General features: G+C 69.0%; 5 protein-coding genes. 4 read left to right on the forward strand and 1 reads right to left on the reverse strand.

Features of this window, described 5'->3' with window-relative positions; all coding sequences use genetic code 11:
* From ABNQ39_RS17140 to ABNQ39_RS17155, 4 genes are read left to right on the forward strand one after another with little or no spacing between them, the layout of a single operon-like run.
* Positions 1 to 13,143, forward strand: a complete 13,143-nt coding sequence (locus tag ABNQ39_RS17140) for a hypothetical protein (RefSeq protein ID WP_376962004.1) — start codon at positions 1 to 3, stop codon at positions 13,141 to 13,143.
* Positions 13,136 to 14,362 carry a PP2C family protein-serine/threonine phosphatase gene (locus ABNQ39_RS17145; RefSeq protein ID WP_376962006.1) on the forward strand — a complete coding sequence of 409 codons (1,227 nt, stop codon included), beginning with the start codon at positions 13,136 to 13,138 and terminating at the stop codon, positions 14,360 to 14,362. Before ABNQ39_RS17140 ends, ABNQ39_RS17145 begins: the two co-directional genes overlap by 8 nt.
* Positions 14,363 to 14,394: 32 nt before the next feature.
* Positions 14,395 to 14,730 (forward strand): STAS domain-containing protein, encoded by a 336-nt coding sequence (locus ABNQ39_RS17150; protein WP_376962008.1) that lies wholly within the window; start codon positions 14,395 to 14,397, stop codon positions 14,728 to 14,730.
* A gap of 22 nt (positions 14,731 to 14,752) precedes the next feature.
* On the forward strand, positions 14,753 to 15,163 hold the full coding sequence (locus tag ABNQ39_RS17155) for an ATP-binding protein (protein WP_376962010.1): 411 nt from the start codon (positions 14,753 to 14,755) through the stop codon (positions 15,161 to 15,163).
* 147 nt (positions 15,164 to 15,310) lie between these two features.
* Here the strand turns inward: ABNQ39_RS17155 and ABNQ39_RS17160 are convergent, their stop codons facing one another.
* Entirely contained in the window at positions 15,311 to 18,160 is a 2,850-nt protein-coding gene (locus ABNQ39_RS17160; protein WP_376962012.1) for a hybrid sensor histidine kinase/response regulator, read from the reverse strand.

The raw sequence follows: 18,160 nt of genomic DNA on the forward strand, positions 1-18,160 counted from the left end.
ATGGCTGAGACCACCACCGACAAGGCCTCTCCCTCCGCAACTCCGGCCTCCTCCCCGACCCAGGGCGAGACGGCCCGCGAGGCGGCTCGCGCGGCAACCGAAAGCACGGCGGCGGAAGCGCTCGCCCCCCAGCGCCTGGGCGCCCTGGAGCGGCCCAACATCCCGCCGACGGAACCCCGCCGCGACATCCCCGACGCCTTGACCAACCTGCACAGCGGCAGCCGGACCGATCCGTTCACCACAGGCCAAGAGGACGCCAATCCCCAAGCCCCGGCCGCCGACACCCTGCGGTCCGGCAGCACCGGGACGACCGCCGGCCAGACCGTCCCGTCCGGCACGGGGCCGGGCTTCGCACGATCCCCGGTCGCGGCTGCGGCTGTCGGCGGGGCACAGACGGCACCGCTCGCAGAGTCACAGCAGGGTGCCAATGGTCCTTCGGCAATCGTCCCGGAGACCGGCACGCCGTCCACCGACGGCATCGACGCGTCTCTGTCGGCGATCCCCATCGCGGTGCCGGTCGCCGCCATGTCCGAGTTCGGCGGCGCCAGGGAGGAGGCCGTGTTCCGGGCCGCGACCTCCGGCGAGGCCGCGGCGGACATCCCCGTCGGCACCGGTGCCGCCGGCAACGAGGTGGCGTCCGCTGGCGCCTCCGCCCTCACCGCCATGACGAATTCGGCCGTGACAAATCCGGCCGCCGCCACCATGGCCGTGACGAACACGGTCATGGCGAACCAGGACCAGATGATCACGCCCGTCACCGCCACGACGAACCAGGGCAGCGGGGATACGACTGGAACGGTCGCCACCGGTACGGGCACCACCGATACGATCACCACCGATACGGGCGCCGCCGGAACGGGCACGTCGGGCACGAGCACCGGCACCACCGGAAGCACGATCACGCCGACGGTCGACACCCCGGCCAGCCCGGACCCGACACCTGCAACGCCCACGCCCACTACGACAACGACAACCACCACAACCACGACCACCACCGCCCCGTCCTCCCCCTCCCCGACCGAGAGTCCGATCACCGATGCCCCGCCCTCCACTGGGACGGCAGGCGGGACGGGAGGCGGGACAGGCGGCGGCACGACTGACGGATCGGCACCCACGCCGACCGCGCCCACGCCGACCGGGTCCGCTCCGGCCGGTGACGGGGAGGGCTCCACGGAAACCGGCTCCTCCGAGGGTGGAACCTCCGGCACGGATCCGGCGCCGGTCGCGCCGACCCTGGAGATCACCGCCGGCAACGGCGCGGAGGATGCGCCGCTGGCCCTGACGATCGGCCTTTCGTCCGCCGCCGCCGGTTCCACAACCACGGTGACGGTCGCCGGACTGCCGCCGGGAGCGTCGCTGTCGGCTGGCGTCGATCTGGGCGACGGCCGCTGGAGCCTGTCGCCGGCCGATCTGCCGGGCCTGATGCTGCTGCCGCCGCCCGACTACGCCGGCACGATTGGCCTGACCGTCACCGCCGTCTCCACCGACGGCACGGGCCGCCAGGCAACCTCCTCGGGCGTGCTGTCGGTCACCGTCCTCCCCCAAGCGGATGCCCCGACGCTGACCCTGACCGGCGCCGCCGGCGCTGAGGGTCAGCCGATCTCCCTGGACATCGCCGCCGCCATGGTCACGCCCGCCGCCGGCGAGGTGCTGAACGTGGTGATCGGTGGCGTTCCGGCCGGTGCGACGCTCTCCGCCGGGACGGCAAACGGCGATGGAACCTGGACGCTGTCCGCCGGCCAGCTCGCCGGTCTCATTCTGACGCCGCCCGCCGACTTCTCCGGCACGCTCGCCCTCACCGTCACCGCCACCTCCTCGGTCAACGGCACCCAGGCCAGCCGGACCGGCACGCTGACCGTCAGCATCGCTCCGGAAGCCGACGCGCCGAGCCTGTCGGTCACCGGTGCCAGCGGCGCCGAAGACCAGCCGGTCGCCCTGACCCTTTCCGCCGGACTGACCAACCCGGCACCCGGCGAGGTGCTGACCATCGTCATCGGCGGCATCCCGGCCGGGGCGGTGCTTTCCGCCGGCACCGACAACGGTGACGGCAGCTGGACCCTGTCGCCAGCCCAACTGACCGGCCTCACCCTGACGCCGCCCGCCAATTTCGCCGGCACCCTGGCGCTGACGGTCATCGCGACTTCCGCGGTCAACGGCACCCAGGCCAGCCGGTCGGAGACGCTGACCGTCACCGTGACGGCCGTGGCCGACGCACCCGACCTGTCGGTCGCCGATGCCGGCGGCACCGGCGGCCAGCCGATCGCGCTGAGCCTATCCAGCAGTCTGGTCAGCCCGGCCGCCGGTGAGACGCTCAGCGTGGTCATCGCCGGCGTTCCGGCCGGAGCGACGCTCTCCGCCGGGACGGCAAACGGCGATGGGACCTGGACACTGTCCGCCGCCCAACTGGCGGGGCTGACCCTGACGCCGTCTGCCGGCTTTTCCGGCACGCTCGCCCTGACCGTCACCGCCACCTCGTCCCTCAACGGCGTCCAGGCGAGCCGCAGCGGAACCGTGACCGTTTCCGTCGCTCCGCCGGCGGCGGCCGATGAACCGGCCCTCGCCGTGAGCCATGCCGCCGGCACCGAAGACCATGCCGTTGCCCTGACCATCAGCACCTCGCTCTCCACCCCGGTGGCCGGCGAGGTGTTGACGATCGTCATCGGCGGCCTGCCGTCCGGAGCGACGCTTTCCGCCGGAACCGACAACGGCGACGGCAGCTGGACCCTGTCCGCCGCCCAGCTCGCGGGGCTGACCCTGACGCCGCCGGCGGATTATGCCGGCACCCTGGCGTTGACGGTCACCGCCACCTCATCGCTCAACGGCACCCAGGCCAGCAAGACCGAGACACTGGCGGTTACCATTGCGCCGGAGGCCGACGCGCCGAACCTGTCGGTCGCCCAGGCTATGGGCGTCGAAGATCAGCCGATCACCCTGCCCATCAGCGCGAGCCTCGTCACTCCGGCCACGGGGGAAACGCTGAGCGTGGTGATCGGCGGCCTGCCCAGCGGTGCCACGCTCTCCGCCGGCACCGATAACGGCGACGGCACTTGGACGCTGACATCGGCCCAACTCGCCGGCCTGATTCTGACCCCGCCCAGCGATTTCTCCGGCACGCTGAACCTGACCGTCACGGCCACCGCGTCGGTCAATGGGACCCAGACAAGCCGGGCCGAATCCCTGATCGTCACCGTCGCTGCGGAAGCCGACGCGCCGAACCTGTCGATCACAAATGTAACGGGTGCCGAAGGTCAAGCTGTTGCGCTGACCATCAGCGCAACGCTCGCCTCGCCGGTCACTGACGAAACGCTGAGCGTCGTCATCGCAGGCGTTCCTGCCGGCGCCACGCTCTCCGCCGGTATCGACAACGGCGACGGAACCTGGACCCTCTCCGCAGCCCAGCTCAGCGGCTTGACGCTGACCCCACCCGCCGACTTCTCCGGCACGCTGAACCTGACGGTCACCGCTACCTCCTCGGTCAACGGCACCCAGGCCAGCCGGACGGAAGCGCTGACCGTCACGGTTGCACCGGAAGCCGATGCGCCAAGCCTGACCGTGGCTGATGCTTCAGGCATCGAGGATCATGCTATCGCGCTGACCCTCTCCAGCAGCCTGACCAGCCCCGCCGCTGGCGAGGTGCTCAGCATCGTCATCGCAGGCGTCCCCACCGGTGCGATGCTCTCGGCCGGTGTCGACAACGGCGACGGCACTTGGACGCTGTCTGCGGCCCAGCTCACCGGCCTCACCCTGACGCCGCCGGCCGATTTCTCTGGCAACCTGAATTTGACCGTCACGGCCACCGCGTCTGTCAATGGAACGCAGGCCAACCGGACAGAGACGCTTGCCGTCACCGTGACGGCGGAGGCGGATGCGCCGAGCCTCTCGATCGCCAACGCCACCGGCATCGAAGATCATGCCATCGCCCTGACCCTCTCGAGCAGCCTTACCAACCCCGCCGCCGGCGAAATGCTGAACGTCGTCATTGCGGGCGTCCCTGCTGGTGCCACGCTCTCCGCCGGCACCGACAACGGCGACGGAACCTGGACCTTGTCTCCGGCGCAGTTCATCGGTCTCACCCTGACGCCGCCAACCGATTTCTCCGGCACGATTGCTCTGACGGTCACGGCCACCGCGTCCGTGAACGGCACCCGGGCCAGCCAGACGGAGACGCTCACCGTCTCCATCGCTCCCGAAACGGCGATCACTGAGACACCGCTGCTCAGCCTTGCCGATGCGAACGGCAGCGAAGACCATGCCATTGCCCTGACCATCGCCGCCTCCCTCGCCACTCCCACGCCCGGCGAGATGCTGAGCATCACTGTCAGCGGCGTGCCTGCCGGTGCCACACTCTCCGCCGGCACCGACAACGGCGACGGCACTTGGACCCTCTCGCCTGCCCAGCTCAACGGCCTGACCCTCACCCCGCCCGCTGACTTCTTCGGCACGCTGAACCTGACCGTCACCGCCACCTCCTCGGTCAACGCCACCCAGGAAAGCTGGACCGAGGCGCTGACGGTCACGGTCGCGCCGGAAGCCGATGCGCCGAGCCTCTCGGTCGCCAACGTCGTCGGCATCGAGGATCATGCCGTCGCGCTGATCCTTTCCAGCAGCCTGACCAGCCCCGCCGTTGGCGAAGTGCTGAGCATCGTCATCGCAGGCGTACCCACCGGCGCCATGCTCTCCGCCGGCACCGACAATGGCGACGGAACCTGGACTCTGTCCGCAGCCCAGCTCACCGGCCTGACGCTGACCCCGCCCAGCGATTTCTCCGGCACGCTGAACCTGACCGTCACCGCCACGTCTTCGGTCAATGGCACTCAGGAAAGCCGGACCGAGGCGCTAATCGTCACGGTCGCGCCGGAAGCCGATGCACCGAGCCTCTCAGTCGCCGACGCCCCCGGAATCGAAGATCATGCCGTCGCCCTGCCCCTCTCGAGCAGCCTGACTCATCCGGCGACCGGCGAGGTGCTGGACATCGTTATCGCGGGCGTGCCTGCCGGTGCGACGCTTTCGGCCGGCATCGACAATGGTGACGGAACCTGGACGCTGTCCGCGGCCCAGCTCGCCGGCCTCAGCCTGACCCCGCCTGCCGATTTCTCCGGCACGCTGAACCTGACCGTCACCGCCACGTCTTCGGTCAACGGCACCCAGGCAAGCCGGACGGAGACGTTGACCGTCACCGTTGCTGCGGAAGCCGACGCACCTGCTTTGTCGGTCACCGATGCCGTCGGCCTCGAAGATCATGCCGTCGCGCTGACCATTGCCGGAAGCCTGACCCATCCGGCGGCCGGGGAAGTGCTGGCCATCGTCATCGCCGGCGTTCCCGCCGGCGCCACGCTCTCCGCCGGCACCGACAACGGCGACGGAGCCTGGACCCTCTCCGGCAGCCAACTCTCCGGCCTGACCCTGACACCGCCGGCCGACTTTTCAGGCACCCTGAACCTGACCGTCACTGCTACCGCTTCGGTGAACGGCACCGAAGCCAGCCAAACGCAAACGCTGACGGTCACCGTCACTCCAGAGGCCGATGCGCCGAGCCTGTCGGTCGCCGACGCCAACGGCATCGAAGATCATGCCATCGCCCTGTCCCTCTCGAGCAGCCTCACCAACCCCGCCGCCGACGAAGTGCTGGGCATCGTCATTGCCGGCGTCCCCGTCGGAGCCACGCTCTCCGCCGGAACAGACAACGGCGACGGCACTTGGACGCTGACGTCGGCCCAGCTCACCGGCCTCGCCCTGACGCCGCCGGCCGACTTCTCCGGCACGATCGCCTTGACCGTCACGGCCACATCGTCAGTGAACGGAACCCAAGCCAGCCGGACGGAGACGCTGACCGTCTCCATCGCTCCCGAAACGGCGATCGCCGAGACACCGCTGCTCAGCCTTGCCGATGCGAGCGGCAGCGAAGACCATGCCATTGCCCTGACCATTACCGCCTCCCTTGCAACTCCCATGCCCGGCGAGGTGTTGAGCATTACCGTCAGCGGCGTGCCTGCCGGTGCGACGCTCTCCGCCGGAACCGATAACAGTGACGGCAGTTGGACCCTCTCGCCTGCCCAGCTCGCCGGCTTGACGTTGACGCCGCCCGCTGACCTCTTCGGCACGCTGAACCTGACCGTCACCGCCACCTCCTCGGTCAACGGGACCCAGGAAAACCGGAGTGAACCCCTGACGGTTACCGTCACGCCGGAAGCCGACGCACCGAGCCTGTCAGTCGCCGACGCCACAGGCACCGAAGATCATGCCATCACGCTGACTCTCTCGAGCAACCTGACTAACCCCGCCGCCGGCGAGGTGCTCAGCATCGTCATCGCAGGCGTCCCCACCGGCGCTACACTCTCCGCTGGAGCCGACAACGGTGACGGAACCTGGACGCTGTCCACGGCCCAACTCAGCGGCCTGACCCTGACGCCGCCGGTCAACGTCTCGGGCACGGTCGCCCTGACGGTCACGGCCACCGCGTCGGTGAACGGAACGCAGGCCAGCCAAACGCAGACGCTGACCGTTACCGTCACTCCGGAAGCCGATGCGCCAAGCCTCTCTGTCACCAACGCAACCAGCACCGAAGATCAGCCGATCGCCCTGACCATTGGCAGCACCCTGACCAACCCCACCAGTGACGAGGTGCTCAGCGTCGTCATAGCCGGCGTCCCTGCCAGAGCCACGCTCTCCGCCGGCACCGACAACGGCGACGGCACTTGGACGCTGACATCGGCCCAGCTCACCGGCCTGACGCTGACCCCGCCCACCGATTTCTCCGGTACCCTGAACCTGACCGTCACTGCCACCGCGTCGGTCAACGGCACACAGGCGAGTCAAACGGAGACGTTGACTGTCACGGTCGTACCGGAAGCCGATGCGCCGAGCCTGACCGTGGCTGATGCTTCGGGCGTCGAGGACCATGCCGTCGCCCTGACTCTATCGAGCGGCCTGACCAGCCCCGCCGTCGGCGAGGTGCTCAGCATCATCATCGCGGGCGTCCCTGCCGGTGCCATGCTCTCCGCCGGAACCGACAACGGCGACGGCACTTGGACCCTGTCAGCTGCCCAACTCGCCGGCTTGACGTTGACGCCGCCCGCTGACTTCTTCGGCACGCTGAACCTGACCGTCACCGCTACCGCCTCGGTCAACGCCACCCAAGAAAGCCGGACCGAGGCGCTGACGGTCACGGTCGCGCCGGAAGCCGATGCGCCGAGCCTCTCGGTCGCTGACGCCATAGGCCTGGAAGACCAGTTGATCGCCCTGACCATCGCAAGCAGCCTGACTGCCCCGGCAGCCGGCGAGGTGCTCAGCATCGTCATCAGCGGCGTGCCCACCGGCGCCATGCTCTCCGCCGGAACCGACAATGGCGACGGAACCTGGACTCTGTCCGCAACCCAGCTCACCGGCCTGACGCTGACCCCGCCCAGCGATTTCTCCGGCACGCTGAACCTGACCGTCACCGCCACGGCATCGATCAACGGCACCCAGGCAAGCCAGACCGAGGCGTTGACGGTTACCGTCACCGCGGAGGCCGATGCGCCAAGCCTGTCGGTCGCCGACGCCATTGGCCGCGAGGATCACCCCATCGCGCTGCCCCTGCCCAGCAGCCTGACCAGCCCGGCAGCCGGCGAGGTGCTGAGCGTCGTCATCGCCGGCGTCCCCGCCGGCGCCACGCTCTCGGCCGGAACCGACAACGGTGACGGAACCTGGACCCTTTCCGGCAGCCAACTCGCCGGCCTCAGCCTGACGCCGCCCGCCGATTTCTCCGGCACTCTGAACCTGACCGTCACCGCCACGGCATCGATCAACGGGACCCAGGCCAGCCGGACGGAGACGTTGACCGTCACCGTTGCTGCGGAAGCCGATGCGCCGAGCCTCTCGATCGCCGACGCCACCGGCGTCGAAGATCATGCCGTCGCGCTGACCATTGCCGGAAGCCTGACCCATCCGGCGGCCGGGGAAGTGCTGAGCATCGTCATCGCTGGCGTCCCCGCCGGCACCACGCTCTCCGCTGGAACCGACAATGGCGACGGCTCTTGGACCCTGTCCGCGGCCCAGCTCACCGGCCTCACCCTGACGCCGCCAACTGATTTCTCCGGCACCCTGAACCTGACCGTCACCGCCACCGCCTCGGTCGACGGCACCCAGGCCAGCCGGACGGAGACGCTGACGGTCACGGTGGCGCCGGAAGCCGATGCGCCGAGCCTCTCGATCGCCGACGCCACCGGCGTCGAAGATCACGCCATCGCCCTGACCATCGCCAGCAGCCTGACCCATCCGGCCGTTGGCGAAACGCTCAGCATCGTCATAAGCGGCATCCCGAATGGTGCGACGCTCTCCGCCGGCACCCACAATGGCGATGGAACCTGGACCCTGTCCGGCAGCCAACTCACCGGGCTTACCCTGACCCCGCCCACCGATTTCTCCGGTACCCTGAACCTAACGATCACGGCCACCGCGTCCGTGAACGGCACCCAGGCCAGCCGGACAGAGACGCTTGCCGTTACCGTGACGGCGGAAGCGGACGCACCGAGCCTGACAGTCGCCGAGGCCTTCGGTACCGAAGACCAGCCGGTCGCCCTGACCATTGCCGGAAGCCTGATCCATCCGGCGGCCGGCGAGGTGCTGGGCATCGTCATCGCCGGCGTCCCCGCCGGTGCGACGCTCTCAGCCGGCATCGACAACGGCGACGGAACCTGGACGCTGACGTCGGCCCAGCTCACCGGCCTGACCATCACCCCGCCGGCCGACTTCTCAGGCACGCTCGCCCTGACCGTCACCGCCACTGCGTCGGTAAATGGCACTCAGGCAAGCCGGACGGAGGCGCTGACCGTCACCGTCACTCCGGAAGCCGATGCACCCACACTGACTGTGGCCGACGCCATCGGCCGCGAGGATCACGCCATCGCGCTGACCCTGTCCAGCGGCCTGACCAGCCCGGCAGCCGGCGAGGTGCTGAGCGTCGTCATCGCCGGCGTCCCCGCCGGCGCCACGCTCTCGGCCGGAACCGACAACGGTGACGGAACCTGGACCCTTTCCGGCAGCCAACTCGCCGGCCTCAGCCTGACGCCGCCCGCCGATTTCTCCGGCACTCTGAACCTGACCGTCACCGCCACGGCATCGATCAACGGGACCCAGGAAAGCCGGACCGAGGCGCTGACGGTCACCGTCACGCCGGAAGCCGATGCGCCGAGCCTTTCGGTCACCGACGCCACCGGCGTCGAGGACCATGCCATCGCCCTGCCCATCGCCAGCAGCCTGACCCATCCGGCGGCTGGCGAGGTTCTGAGCATCACCGTCGGCGGGTTGCCCACCGGAGCCATGCTCTCCGCCGGAACCGCCAATGGCGACGGCAGCTGGACACTGACGCCCGCCCAGATCCCGGGCCTGACGCTGACGCCGCCAGCCAACTTCTCCGGCACACTCGCCCTCACCGTCACCGCCACCGCATCGGTGAACGGCACCCAGGCAAGCCGGACCGAGGCCCTCGCCGTCACCGTCACTCCCGAAGCGGACACCCCCAGCCTCGCCCTGCTGCCGGCCTACGGCCGCGAGGATCAGCCGATCGGCCTGACCATCGCCGCCCATCTCGCCGACATCGACGGCTCCGAGACCCTCGGCGTCATCGTCTCCGGCGTCCCGGCCGGGGCGACGCTGTCGGCCGGGACCGCCAACGGCAACGGAACCTGGACGCTGACCGCCGCCCAGCTCTCCGGCCTGACCCTCACCCCGCCCAGGGACTTCAGCGGCAGCTTCACCCTGTCCGTCACCGCCCGAGCGACCGAGACGAGCGGCACCGGCGGCGGGGCCAGCGCCAGCACCAGCCTGAGCCTGCCGGTGACGGTGACCGGGGTGGCCGACACGCCGCTGCTCACCGCCTCGGCGTCCAGCGGAACGGCCGACACGGCCATCCCGCTCCATCTCTCCGCGCTCAGCCAGGACATCGACCATTCGGAAACAGTGTCGGTGCAAATCTCCGGCATCCCCGCCGGGGCACGGCTGTCGCACGGCCTGCTGACCAGCTCGGCCGGCGGCTTCACCGTGTGGACCGTCGGCGCCGACCAGCTGGCCCACCTGACCATCACCCCGCCCTGCCACTACACCGGGGTGATGGACCTGACGGTCCGGGCGGTCGCCACCGAGGCCGACGGCGACAGCGCCGCAAGCGCCACGGTCCATGTGCCGGTGACGGTGACCGCATCGGGCGGCGGCATCTCCGCCGGCGTGGCCCTCAATCTCGGCGTCGTCGCCGGGCTCGAGGACACTCCGGTGGCGCTGAACCTGCTGGGCGGACTCACCGCCCTGCTCGGCTCCGCCACCATCGACTCCGTGGTCGTCACCGGTGTCGGCAACGCCACGCTCAGCGCCGGCGTGAAGCTGGCGGACGGCTCCTACCTGCTGACGCCGGCCCAACTGGCCGGTCTGGCCCTGATCCCGCCGCACGACCTCTCGGGCAGCTACGCGCTGAGCGCCACCGTCAATCTCGGCGGCAGCCAGCTTGGGGCGAGCGTCTCGGCGACGCTGGGCGTCCAGGTCGCCGGCATCGCCGACGCGCCAACCCTGTCGGTGTCCGGCTCGGCCGGCGCCTACGCCTCGGCGATCCCGCTCACCATCGCCGGCGCGCTGACCGACACCAGCGGGACCGAGCATCTCCACTACGTCATCGGCATCGCCACCGGCGCCCACCTGTCGGCGGGCATCGACAACGGCGACGGCACCTGGACCGTCCTGCCCTCCCAACTGTCCGGCCTGACGGTGACGCCACCCTACGGCTTCTCCGGCAGCCTGCCGGTCACCGTCACCGCCGTGTCGCAGGAGGCCAACGGCACCGTCGCCTCGGTCCAGAAGGCGCTGACCGTCAGCGTTGCCGCGCCGACCGCCGCCCTTCTCGCCACCCTGGCGTCGCTGGTGGCGGTAAACGGGACGGAAGACGTCGGCATCAACATCGGCCAGACCCTGCTGTCGCTCAACCTCGGCAGCATCGCCACCGTATCGCTCACCGGCATTCCGTCCGGGGCCACCCTCACCTCGGGCGGGATCGCCGTCAGCGCCGGCAGCATCAGCGCCAGCCTGCTGAGCGGCCTGACCCTGACCATGCCCGCCAACTATTCGGGCGACTTCCAGCTGGGCGCGACGGTCAAGCTGGTCGGCGGACTGATCACCCTCACCAAGACGCTGGCGGTCCATGTCACCCCGGTGGCCGACCTGCCCACCCTTACCGTCGGAGCGACGATCTCCGGCACCGAGGACCAGCCGGTCTCGCTCGGCATCTCCGGCAGCCTCATCGACCTCGACGGGTCGGAATCCCTCTCCTTCACCGTCGCCGGCGTGCCGGCCGGCGCCCGGCTCAGTGCCGGGCACGTCAACCCGCTGACCGGCACCTGGACGCTGACCGCCGCGGAACTGGTCGGGCTGTCCATCCTGCCGCCGCCGGATTTCAGCGGCACGATCTCGCTGACCGTCGGCGCTGTCTCCAGCGAGCTGCTGGGTGGGGCCGGCGTGACGGTGAAGCCGGTGACGATCGCCATCGCCCCGGTCACCGACACGCCGATCCTCGCCCTTCCCGCCGCGGTCGGGGCGGAGGACAGCCCGATCGCGCTCACCATCGGAGCCGCCACCGGAGACATCGACGGGTCGGAGACCATCACCGGCCTGCAAATCTCCGGCCTGCCGGCCGGGGCCACCCTCAACCACGGCACCGCGCTCGGCAACGGCGCCTACGCCCTCACCAAGGCCGACCTTGTCGGTCTGACCATGACGCCGCCGGCCAACTATTCGGGCACGCTGGCGCTGACGGTGACGGCCACCGCCAAGGACGGCACCGCCGCGCCGGCTTCGGCCAGCGGGTCGCTGTCGGTGACGGTGAAGCCGGTCGCCGACGCACCGCTGCTGACGGTCGCCGACTGCAACGGCCACCAGGGCCACGACATCGCGCTGGGCATCGGCGCGGCGCTCGTCGACACCGACAGTTCGGAGGTGCTGTCGGTGACCATCGCCGGCCTGCCGGCAGGGGCGAGCCTGTCGGCCGGGCTGAACAATGGCGACGGCAGCTGGACACTGACCGCCGCACAGCTCGCCGGGCTGAAGCTCCACACCGCGGCCAGCGTCTCGGGCGATCTCCACCTGACCGTCACCGCCCATGCGCTCGACGGCAGCATCGGCCCCTGCAACCAGTCGCTGGCGGAAACCAGCGCCAGCCTGACCGTCCACATCCAGCCGGAGATCGCCCCGCCGAACCTCTCGCTCCCCGACCTGACGGTGGTCGAGCATGGATCGGCCCTGCTCGACCTCGGGGTCGGGCTGGCTGGGCTGGGCGTCGCCGCCGACATCAGCCTCACCGTCGCCGGCCTGCCGGTCGGGGCGAGCCTGTCGGCCGGCATCCACAACCAGGACGGCAGCTGGACCCTGCATGCCGACCAGCTGCTCGGGCTGCGGCTGACCCCGCCGGCCGACAGTCTCGACGACTTCACCCTGACGGTAACTGCTTCGGCGACGGCCGCCGGTCTGGCGGCGGTGCAGGCCAGCGGGTCGCTGCACGTCACCGTCCTGCCGGATCTCGGCGGCGGCCTCGGGCTGGGGATCGAGGCCGGCGTCTCCATCGCACCGTCCCTCAGCCTGTCGGTTCTCGGCACGCAATTCGTGGCAGGCGCCACCATCTCGCTCGACGCCGGCTTCCACGACGGCGACCTGCTGTCCTTGGGCGGCCTGCGGACCGAAACCGATGCGTCCGGGCATCTCGTCATCGCCGGCACCGGCATCCAGGTCGGCGGCGGCGGTTACGACGCCACCGCCCACACGCTGACGCTGAGCGGCCAAGCCTCGGCCTCGGTCTACGAGACTGTCCTGAGAGCGATCCGCCTCGATCCGTCGGGCGATTGCGGCAGCCGGTCGGTCACGGTCGATCTGTTCGACGGCGCCGGCCACACAATTGACCTGGCACATCAGGCGATCACGCTGGACGTCGGGCTGGACGGTTCGGTAACCTCCAAGTTGCTGAGCGGGACGGCCGGCCTGCTCGACCACAGCCTGGACGGGTTGACGGGGGCGTTGGGCGGCCTGAGCTTCGATGCCGACCTGCTGGCTGGCCTCTCGACCGGAGACGGAGCCGCGACGCCGTTGGACGACCCCCTGCACCTCAACAACGCAAACAATGTCTATGTCTGACAAACTGCGCGTCCTTTGCGTCGACGACAGCGCCTGCATGCGGGACATGCTGGCGGCCGGACTCGTCCGGCTCGGCTACGATGTGGTCCCGGCTTCCAACGGTCAGGAGGCGCTGGCGATCCTGCGGGCCGATCCCGGCATCGCTCTCGTCATCAGCGATTGGATGATGCCGGGACTCACCGGGGTGGAGTTGTGCCGGCGCATCCGCGACCTGCCCCGCCCGAACCACATCCATGTGATGTTGCTGACGGCGCGGCAGGGGCAGGAAAACTTCCTGGAGGCGATGGCGGCCGGCGCCGACGACTTCCTGAACAAGCCGGTCGACATGCCGACGCTGGCGGCAAGGCTGCGGGTGGCCGAACGGATCCTGAACCTGCAGCAGCGCATGCAGCGCAACAACACGCTGCTGACCCAGACGAACCAGAAGCTGCGCACCGCCTATCGCCGCCTGCAGGAGGATATGGAGGCGGCGGCGCGCGTCCAACGCAGCCTCCTGCCCAAGCCGTCGCTGGAATTGGGCGCGGCCCGCTTCGCCGCGGCCCTGGCGCCCTCCGCCGAGATTTCCGGCGACGTCTACAACTACCAGATGCTGCCGGACGGCTCGGTGGCCTTCTACGTGCTGGACGTTGCCGGTCACGGTGCCCGTGCGGCGCTGATGTCGGTGATGCTGTGCCGCCTGCTGACCGCCGAAGCCTTTGTCGAACGCCATGACGGCATCACGCCGCGGCAACCCCATGCGGTCGTCGCCGACCTGAACCGGCAGTTCCAGTGCGACGACAGCATCTCGGACTATTTCACCATGATCTGCGGCATCCTGGACCGCAGCGGACGGATCCTGCGTTTCTGCCAGGCCGGACATCCGAGCCCCGTGGTGCTGCCATCCGGGGGACGGCCCAGGACGGTCGGCGACGGCGGCTTCCCGGTCGGCCTCTTCCCCGACGCCGCCTATGAGACGGTCGAGGTCCGGCTGGAGCCGGGAGACCGCATGGTCTTCTATTCCGACGGCGTCACCGAATGCACCTCCCCCGATGGCACCCATTACGGACCGGACCGTCTGTATCGGGTGCTCGAAGCGACGCGCACGGTCTGCCTGGAGCGTTCCGTCGCGACGGTCCAGACCGAACTGCACAGCTGGCACAAGGGCGGCAACTTCGACGATGACGTCTCCATCGTCGCCTTCGAAACTTTTCCCAGCTCCACCCATTACGACTGTTCGTAAAAAAGACAATTGATAAGACAGGATAAACGCCAATGCTCAAGACACATACGGTCGGCCCCGTCCTCGTGCTGGAGGCCTCCGGCCCGAGGCTGGATGCGGCGCAGGCGGTTCGCTTCCGCGAGGAATTCCTGCAGCATATCGAAGGGAATCCCGACCGGGTGGTGATCGACTTCAGCAACGTCACCTTCCTCGATTCCAGCGGCCTCGGCGCGCTGGTGTCCGTCGTCAAGCGGCTCAACAAACATGGCCGGCCGGTCATCTGCGGGTTGCAGCCGGCCGTCCAGACCATGTTCTCCCTCACCCGGATGGACCAGGTGATGACGGTCCGGCAGACCCGCGACGACGCGGTTGCCAGCTTTGCCGAGTGACATGCGCACAACGCGGGGCCCTATGCTCTTCCAGATGACAATTGCCAGCCGCCTGGAAGACGTCCCGCTGCTGTCGGACGGGCTGTGCCAGGTGCTCGTCTCCCGTTTCGGCGACGGCAATCTGGCAAAGCTTCAGATCGGCCTCGCCGAAGCGGCCAACAACATTGTCCAGCATGCCTGCCGCGGACGCAGGGACGGCAGGATCGCCTTGTCGTGCCGGCTGGACGGCGACGGCATCCTGCTTGTGCTGGAGGATGACGGAGCCGCCCCCGAGCGCGATCTCAACGAGGCGGCCGCGGAAGCGGTGGCAAATCCCCCCGACGTGTTCGCCGAGAGTGGACGCGGCCTTTGGCTGCTTTCGCAATGCTTCCCGTCGGTTCTGTTCGAGCGCACGAGCAGCGTCAATCGCCTGACGCTGCGCTATCCAGGCTGACAGCGCCCGCCCTGCCCGGCGGAAGCCGCGACTCTCCCCCCGATATTGGAGTGTGATCGCTTCAAGCGGAATCGCTTGAAGCGTGAATCACACGGAAAACCAAAAGCTTAGAGTTTGTCTGGTGCTTCAATAAGCATCAGACAAACTCTAAACGGTGACCGGCGGCATCGCCTCGCCGCAGTCGGACGAAGCGCCGGATGCGTCGTCCAGCAGCCGCTCGACCGTTTCGGCCAGGACCGACATCTGCACGGGTTTTTGAAAGAAGGCATCGGCCCCGGCGGCGGTGGCGGCGGCCTGATCGACCAGACGGCTGTAGCCGGTGTAGAGGATGCAGGGCAGATCCGGCCGCTTCGCCTTCAGAAGCCGGATTAAGGCCACCCCGCTGATGCCGGGCATCGTCTGGTCGATGATCACGAGGTGGAAGGCATCCGGATCTTCGTCGAAGGCGTCGATCGCATCCTGCGGATCCTCGCAGACAGCCACCTCGTGGCCGATCCGTTCGAGCCCGACGGACACCATGTCCCCCATGTCTCCTTCGTCGTCCACCACCAGGATGCGGCAGCGCCGCTTCGCCCTCAGCTGCGGGAGATCGACCAGTTCCACCTCCTCCACGGCCGGCGTGGCGGCGTCCCCGACCGGGATGAAGACGCGCAGGGCCGTGCCGGTGTGGAGGCGGCTGCACACCACCAGCCCGCCGCCATGGGCCTTGACGATGCCGATGACCACAGCCAGACCGAGGCCAGTGCCCTTTCCCTGCTCCTTGGTGGTGTAGAAGGGATTGAAGGCCTTGACGATCACCTCTTCGTTCATGCCGCTGCCATTGTCGGCGACCTCGAACATGACATGGCGCTGTCCGGCAGCCGGCGGCAGCGCCTTGTAGGTCGCCCAGCCCGGACCGCAGTCGAAGGCGGGATCGCCTTCGCCGGTCCAGACGCCGGCGCTGACGCTGATGCGGCCGGTCTCTTCGGGCAGCGCATCGCGGGCGTTGATGGCGAGATTGACCAGGACCTGGACGAGTTGGGTGGCGTTGGCGCGGATGTCCGGCAGATCGTCGACGGCGTCGACCCTCAGCGAAACCGTCGACGGGATGCTGGTGCGCAGCAGGATGGAGACGTCGCTCAGGACCCGGGCCGGCTTGGTGTTCGCCAGCACCGCCTCGCCCGAACGGGAGAAGGCCAGGATCTGCTGCACCATATCCTTGGCGCGGTTGCACACCCGCCGGATGCGGTCCGCATAGTCGCGCTGGGGGCTCCCCGCCGGCAGGTCGCTGAGCAGGAAATCGGCATAGCCGGTCATGGCGCCCAGCAGATTGTTGAAGTCATGGGCGATCCCGCCGGCCAGACGCCCGACGGCATCCATCTTGTCCTGCTGCGACAGGCGGTGTTCCAGGTCGGCCTTTTCCCTGGCCGCGGCTTGGCGTGCCGACACGTCGCGGCCGATCACGACGATATCGCCGTTGGGCCGCCGGGTGAAGCGAACCTCCATCGCCGGGACGCAGGCACCGAAGACGGTGCGGTAGTCCTCGAACTGCCCCTCCCAGAACCCGTTGCTCTCCAGGACATCGGTCAGGCGCAGTTCGGCACGGCGCAAGGTGGTGTTCGGATCCTCCAGCGCGCTCAGCCGGTGTCCCAGCAAGGCGTCCGGATCGGGCGCGCCCATCAGGGAACAGGCGGCCTGGTTGGCATAGATGACGGTCTGGTCGATATCCAGCACGACGATCATGTCCAGGGCGGCGTCGATGGCCGATATCATCCGCTCGACGTCACGGGCGTTGCGGATGACCATCTCGCGCAGCTCTCGCCGCTCCCCCTGCGAGCGACGCAGCGCCTCCATCACCCGAACGATGTCGCCGATCTGGTCGGTGCGCTCCAGCAGCGCCGCCGGCGGCGTGACCTCGTCACGGCCTTGGTCGAGCAACTGGATGCCGATGCGGATCTGCTCCAGCGGAAAGCCGACCATCCGTCGCACCATCCGGCCAAGCAGGAACAGGAACACCGTCAGGGAGGCAATGCAGAACAGCCCGAACAGTGCGATGCGCACGTCCAGCAGGGCCATCACCGGCAGCGGCGCATCCAGCATGACATAATGCCGGTATTCGCCGGTCATGTTGGGCACCGGAATCCCAACGCGCCGAACCGCCTTTCCCGACGCTCCCATCCGCAGGTGGGAAAAGGCGGTGCCGGAGCGCAGCGCCTCCGCCTCCTGGGAGGAAACCGCTCCCTCGTCGCCGCTTCCGGCAGACAGCGGCTTGCCGAGAAGCGACCTGTCGCGATTGAACAGATAGGTCCCGTTCCGCGACAGGATCGTCAGGTCGGTGCCGGATGGCTGAATCCTGGGTTCGATCTGTTCGCCGATGCGGATCCAGATCCCCATCCGCGCGTCATAGCCGATCACGCCGGCCACCTCATGGCCGACCACCACCGGCATGACGACCGTCGCCAGCTTTTCGGAAAACGGCTCGGACTCTGTGGTTTGCGCCGCCCCCGACTGGATGCGGCCGGTTTCCACAGCCCGGCGCATCAGGTCGTGGTCAGCCTCCCCCAGGCCGGCCGGCTGCCCATTCCCGGCTCCGTTGCGCGCCAGGAGCCTGGCCATGCCCCGCAACTCGGCAAGAGATGGCATGGCGCCAGGCTCGAGCGGGCGGCCGACGATCCAGAGCCTGCCAAGCTCGGGCATGCTATCGAAGCTGTGTTTCAGCAGCGCGTCCAGGGCGCCATCGCCAAGGCTTGGCGTCTCGTGGCGAGCCGCCAATGCAGCGCCGAGCACGTCGATCTTCTGTATCGATTGCGCACGGAGAACCGCCACCCGCGCCGCCACCTCATGGGCCAGGGCTTCGTCCCGCGCCCCGGAGATACGGTCGAGCATATCGGTGCCGACCCAGTGCGCGACGCCGAAAACGGCCAGCATGAGAACCGTCGCCGTGAGGCCGGCCTTGCGGATCAACCGCTTCGACAGCGAATGGCCGGCTCTTTGCGTGTTGACATGCGAATAGGGCAT

Origin of the sequence: Azospirillum sp. A26 (assembly GCF_042604635.1) — a bacterium.
Lineage (GTDB): Bacteria > Pseudomonadota > Alphaproteobacteria > Azospirillales > Azospirillaceae > Azospirillum > Azospirillum palustre.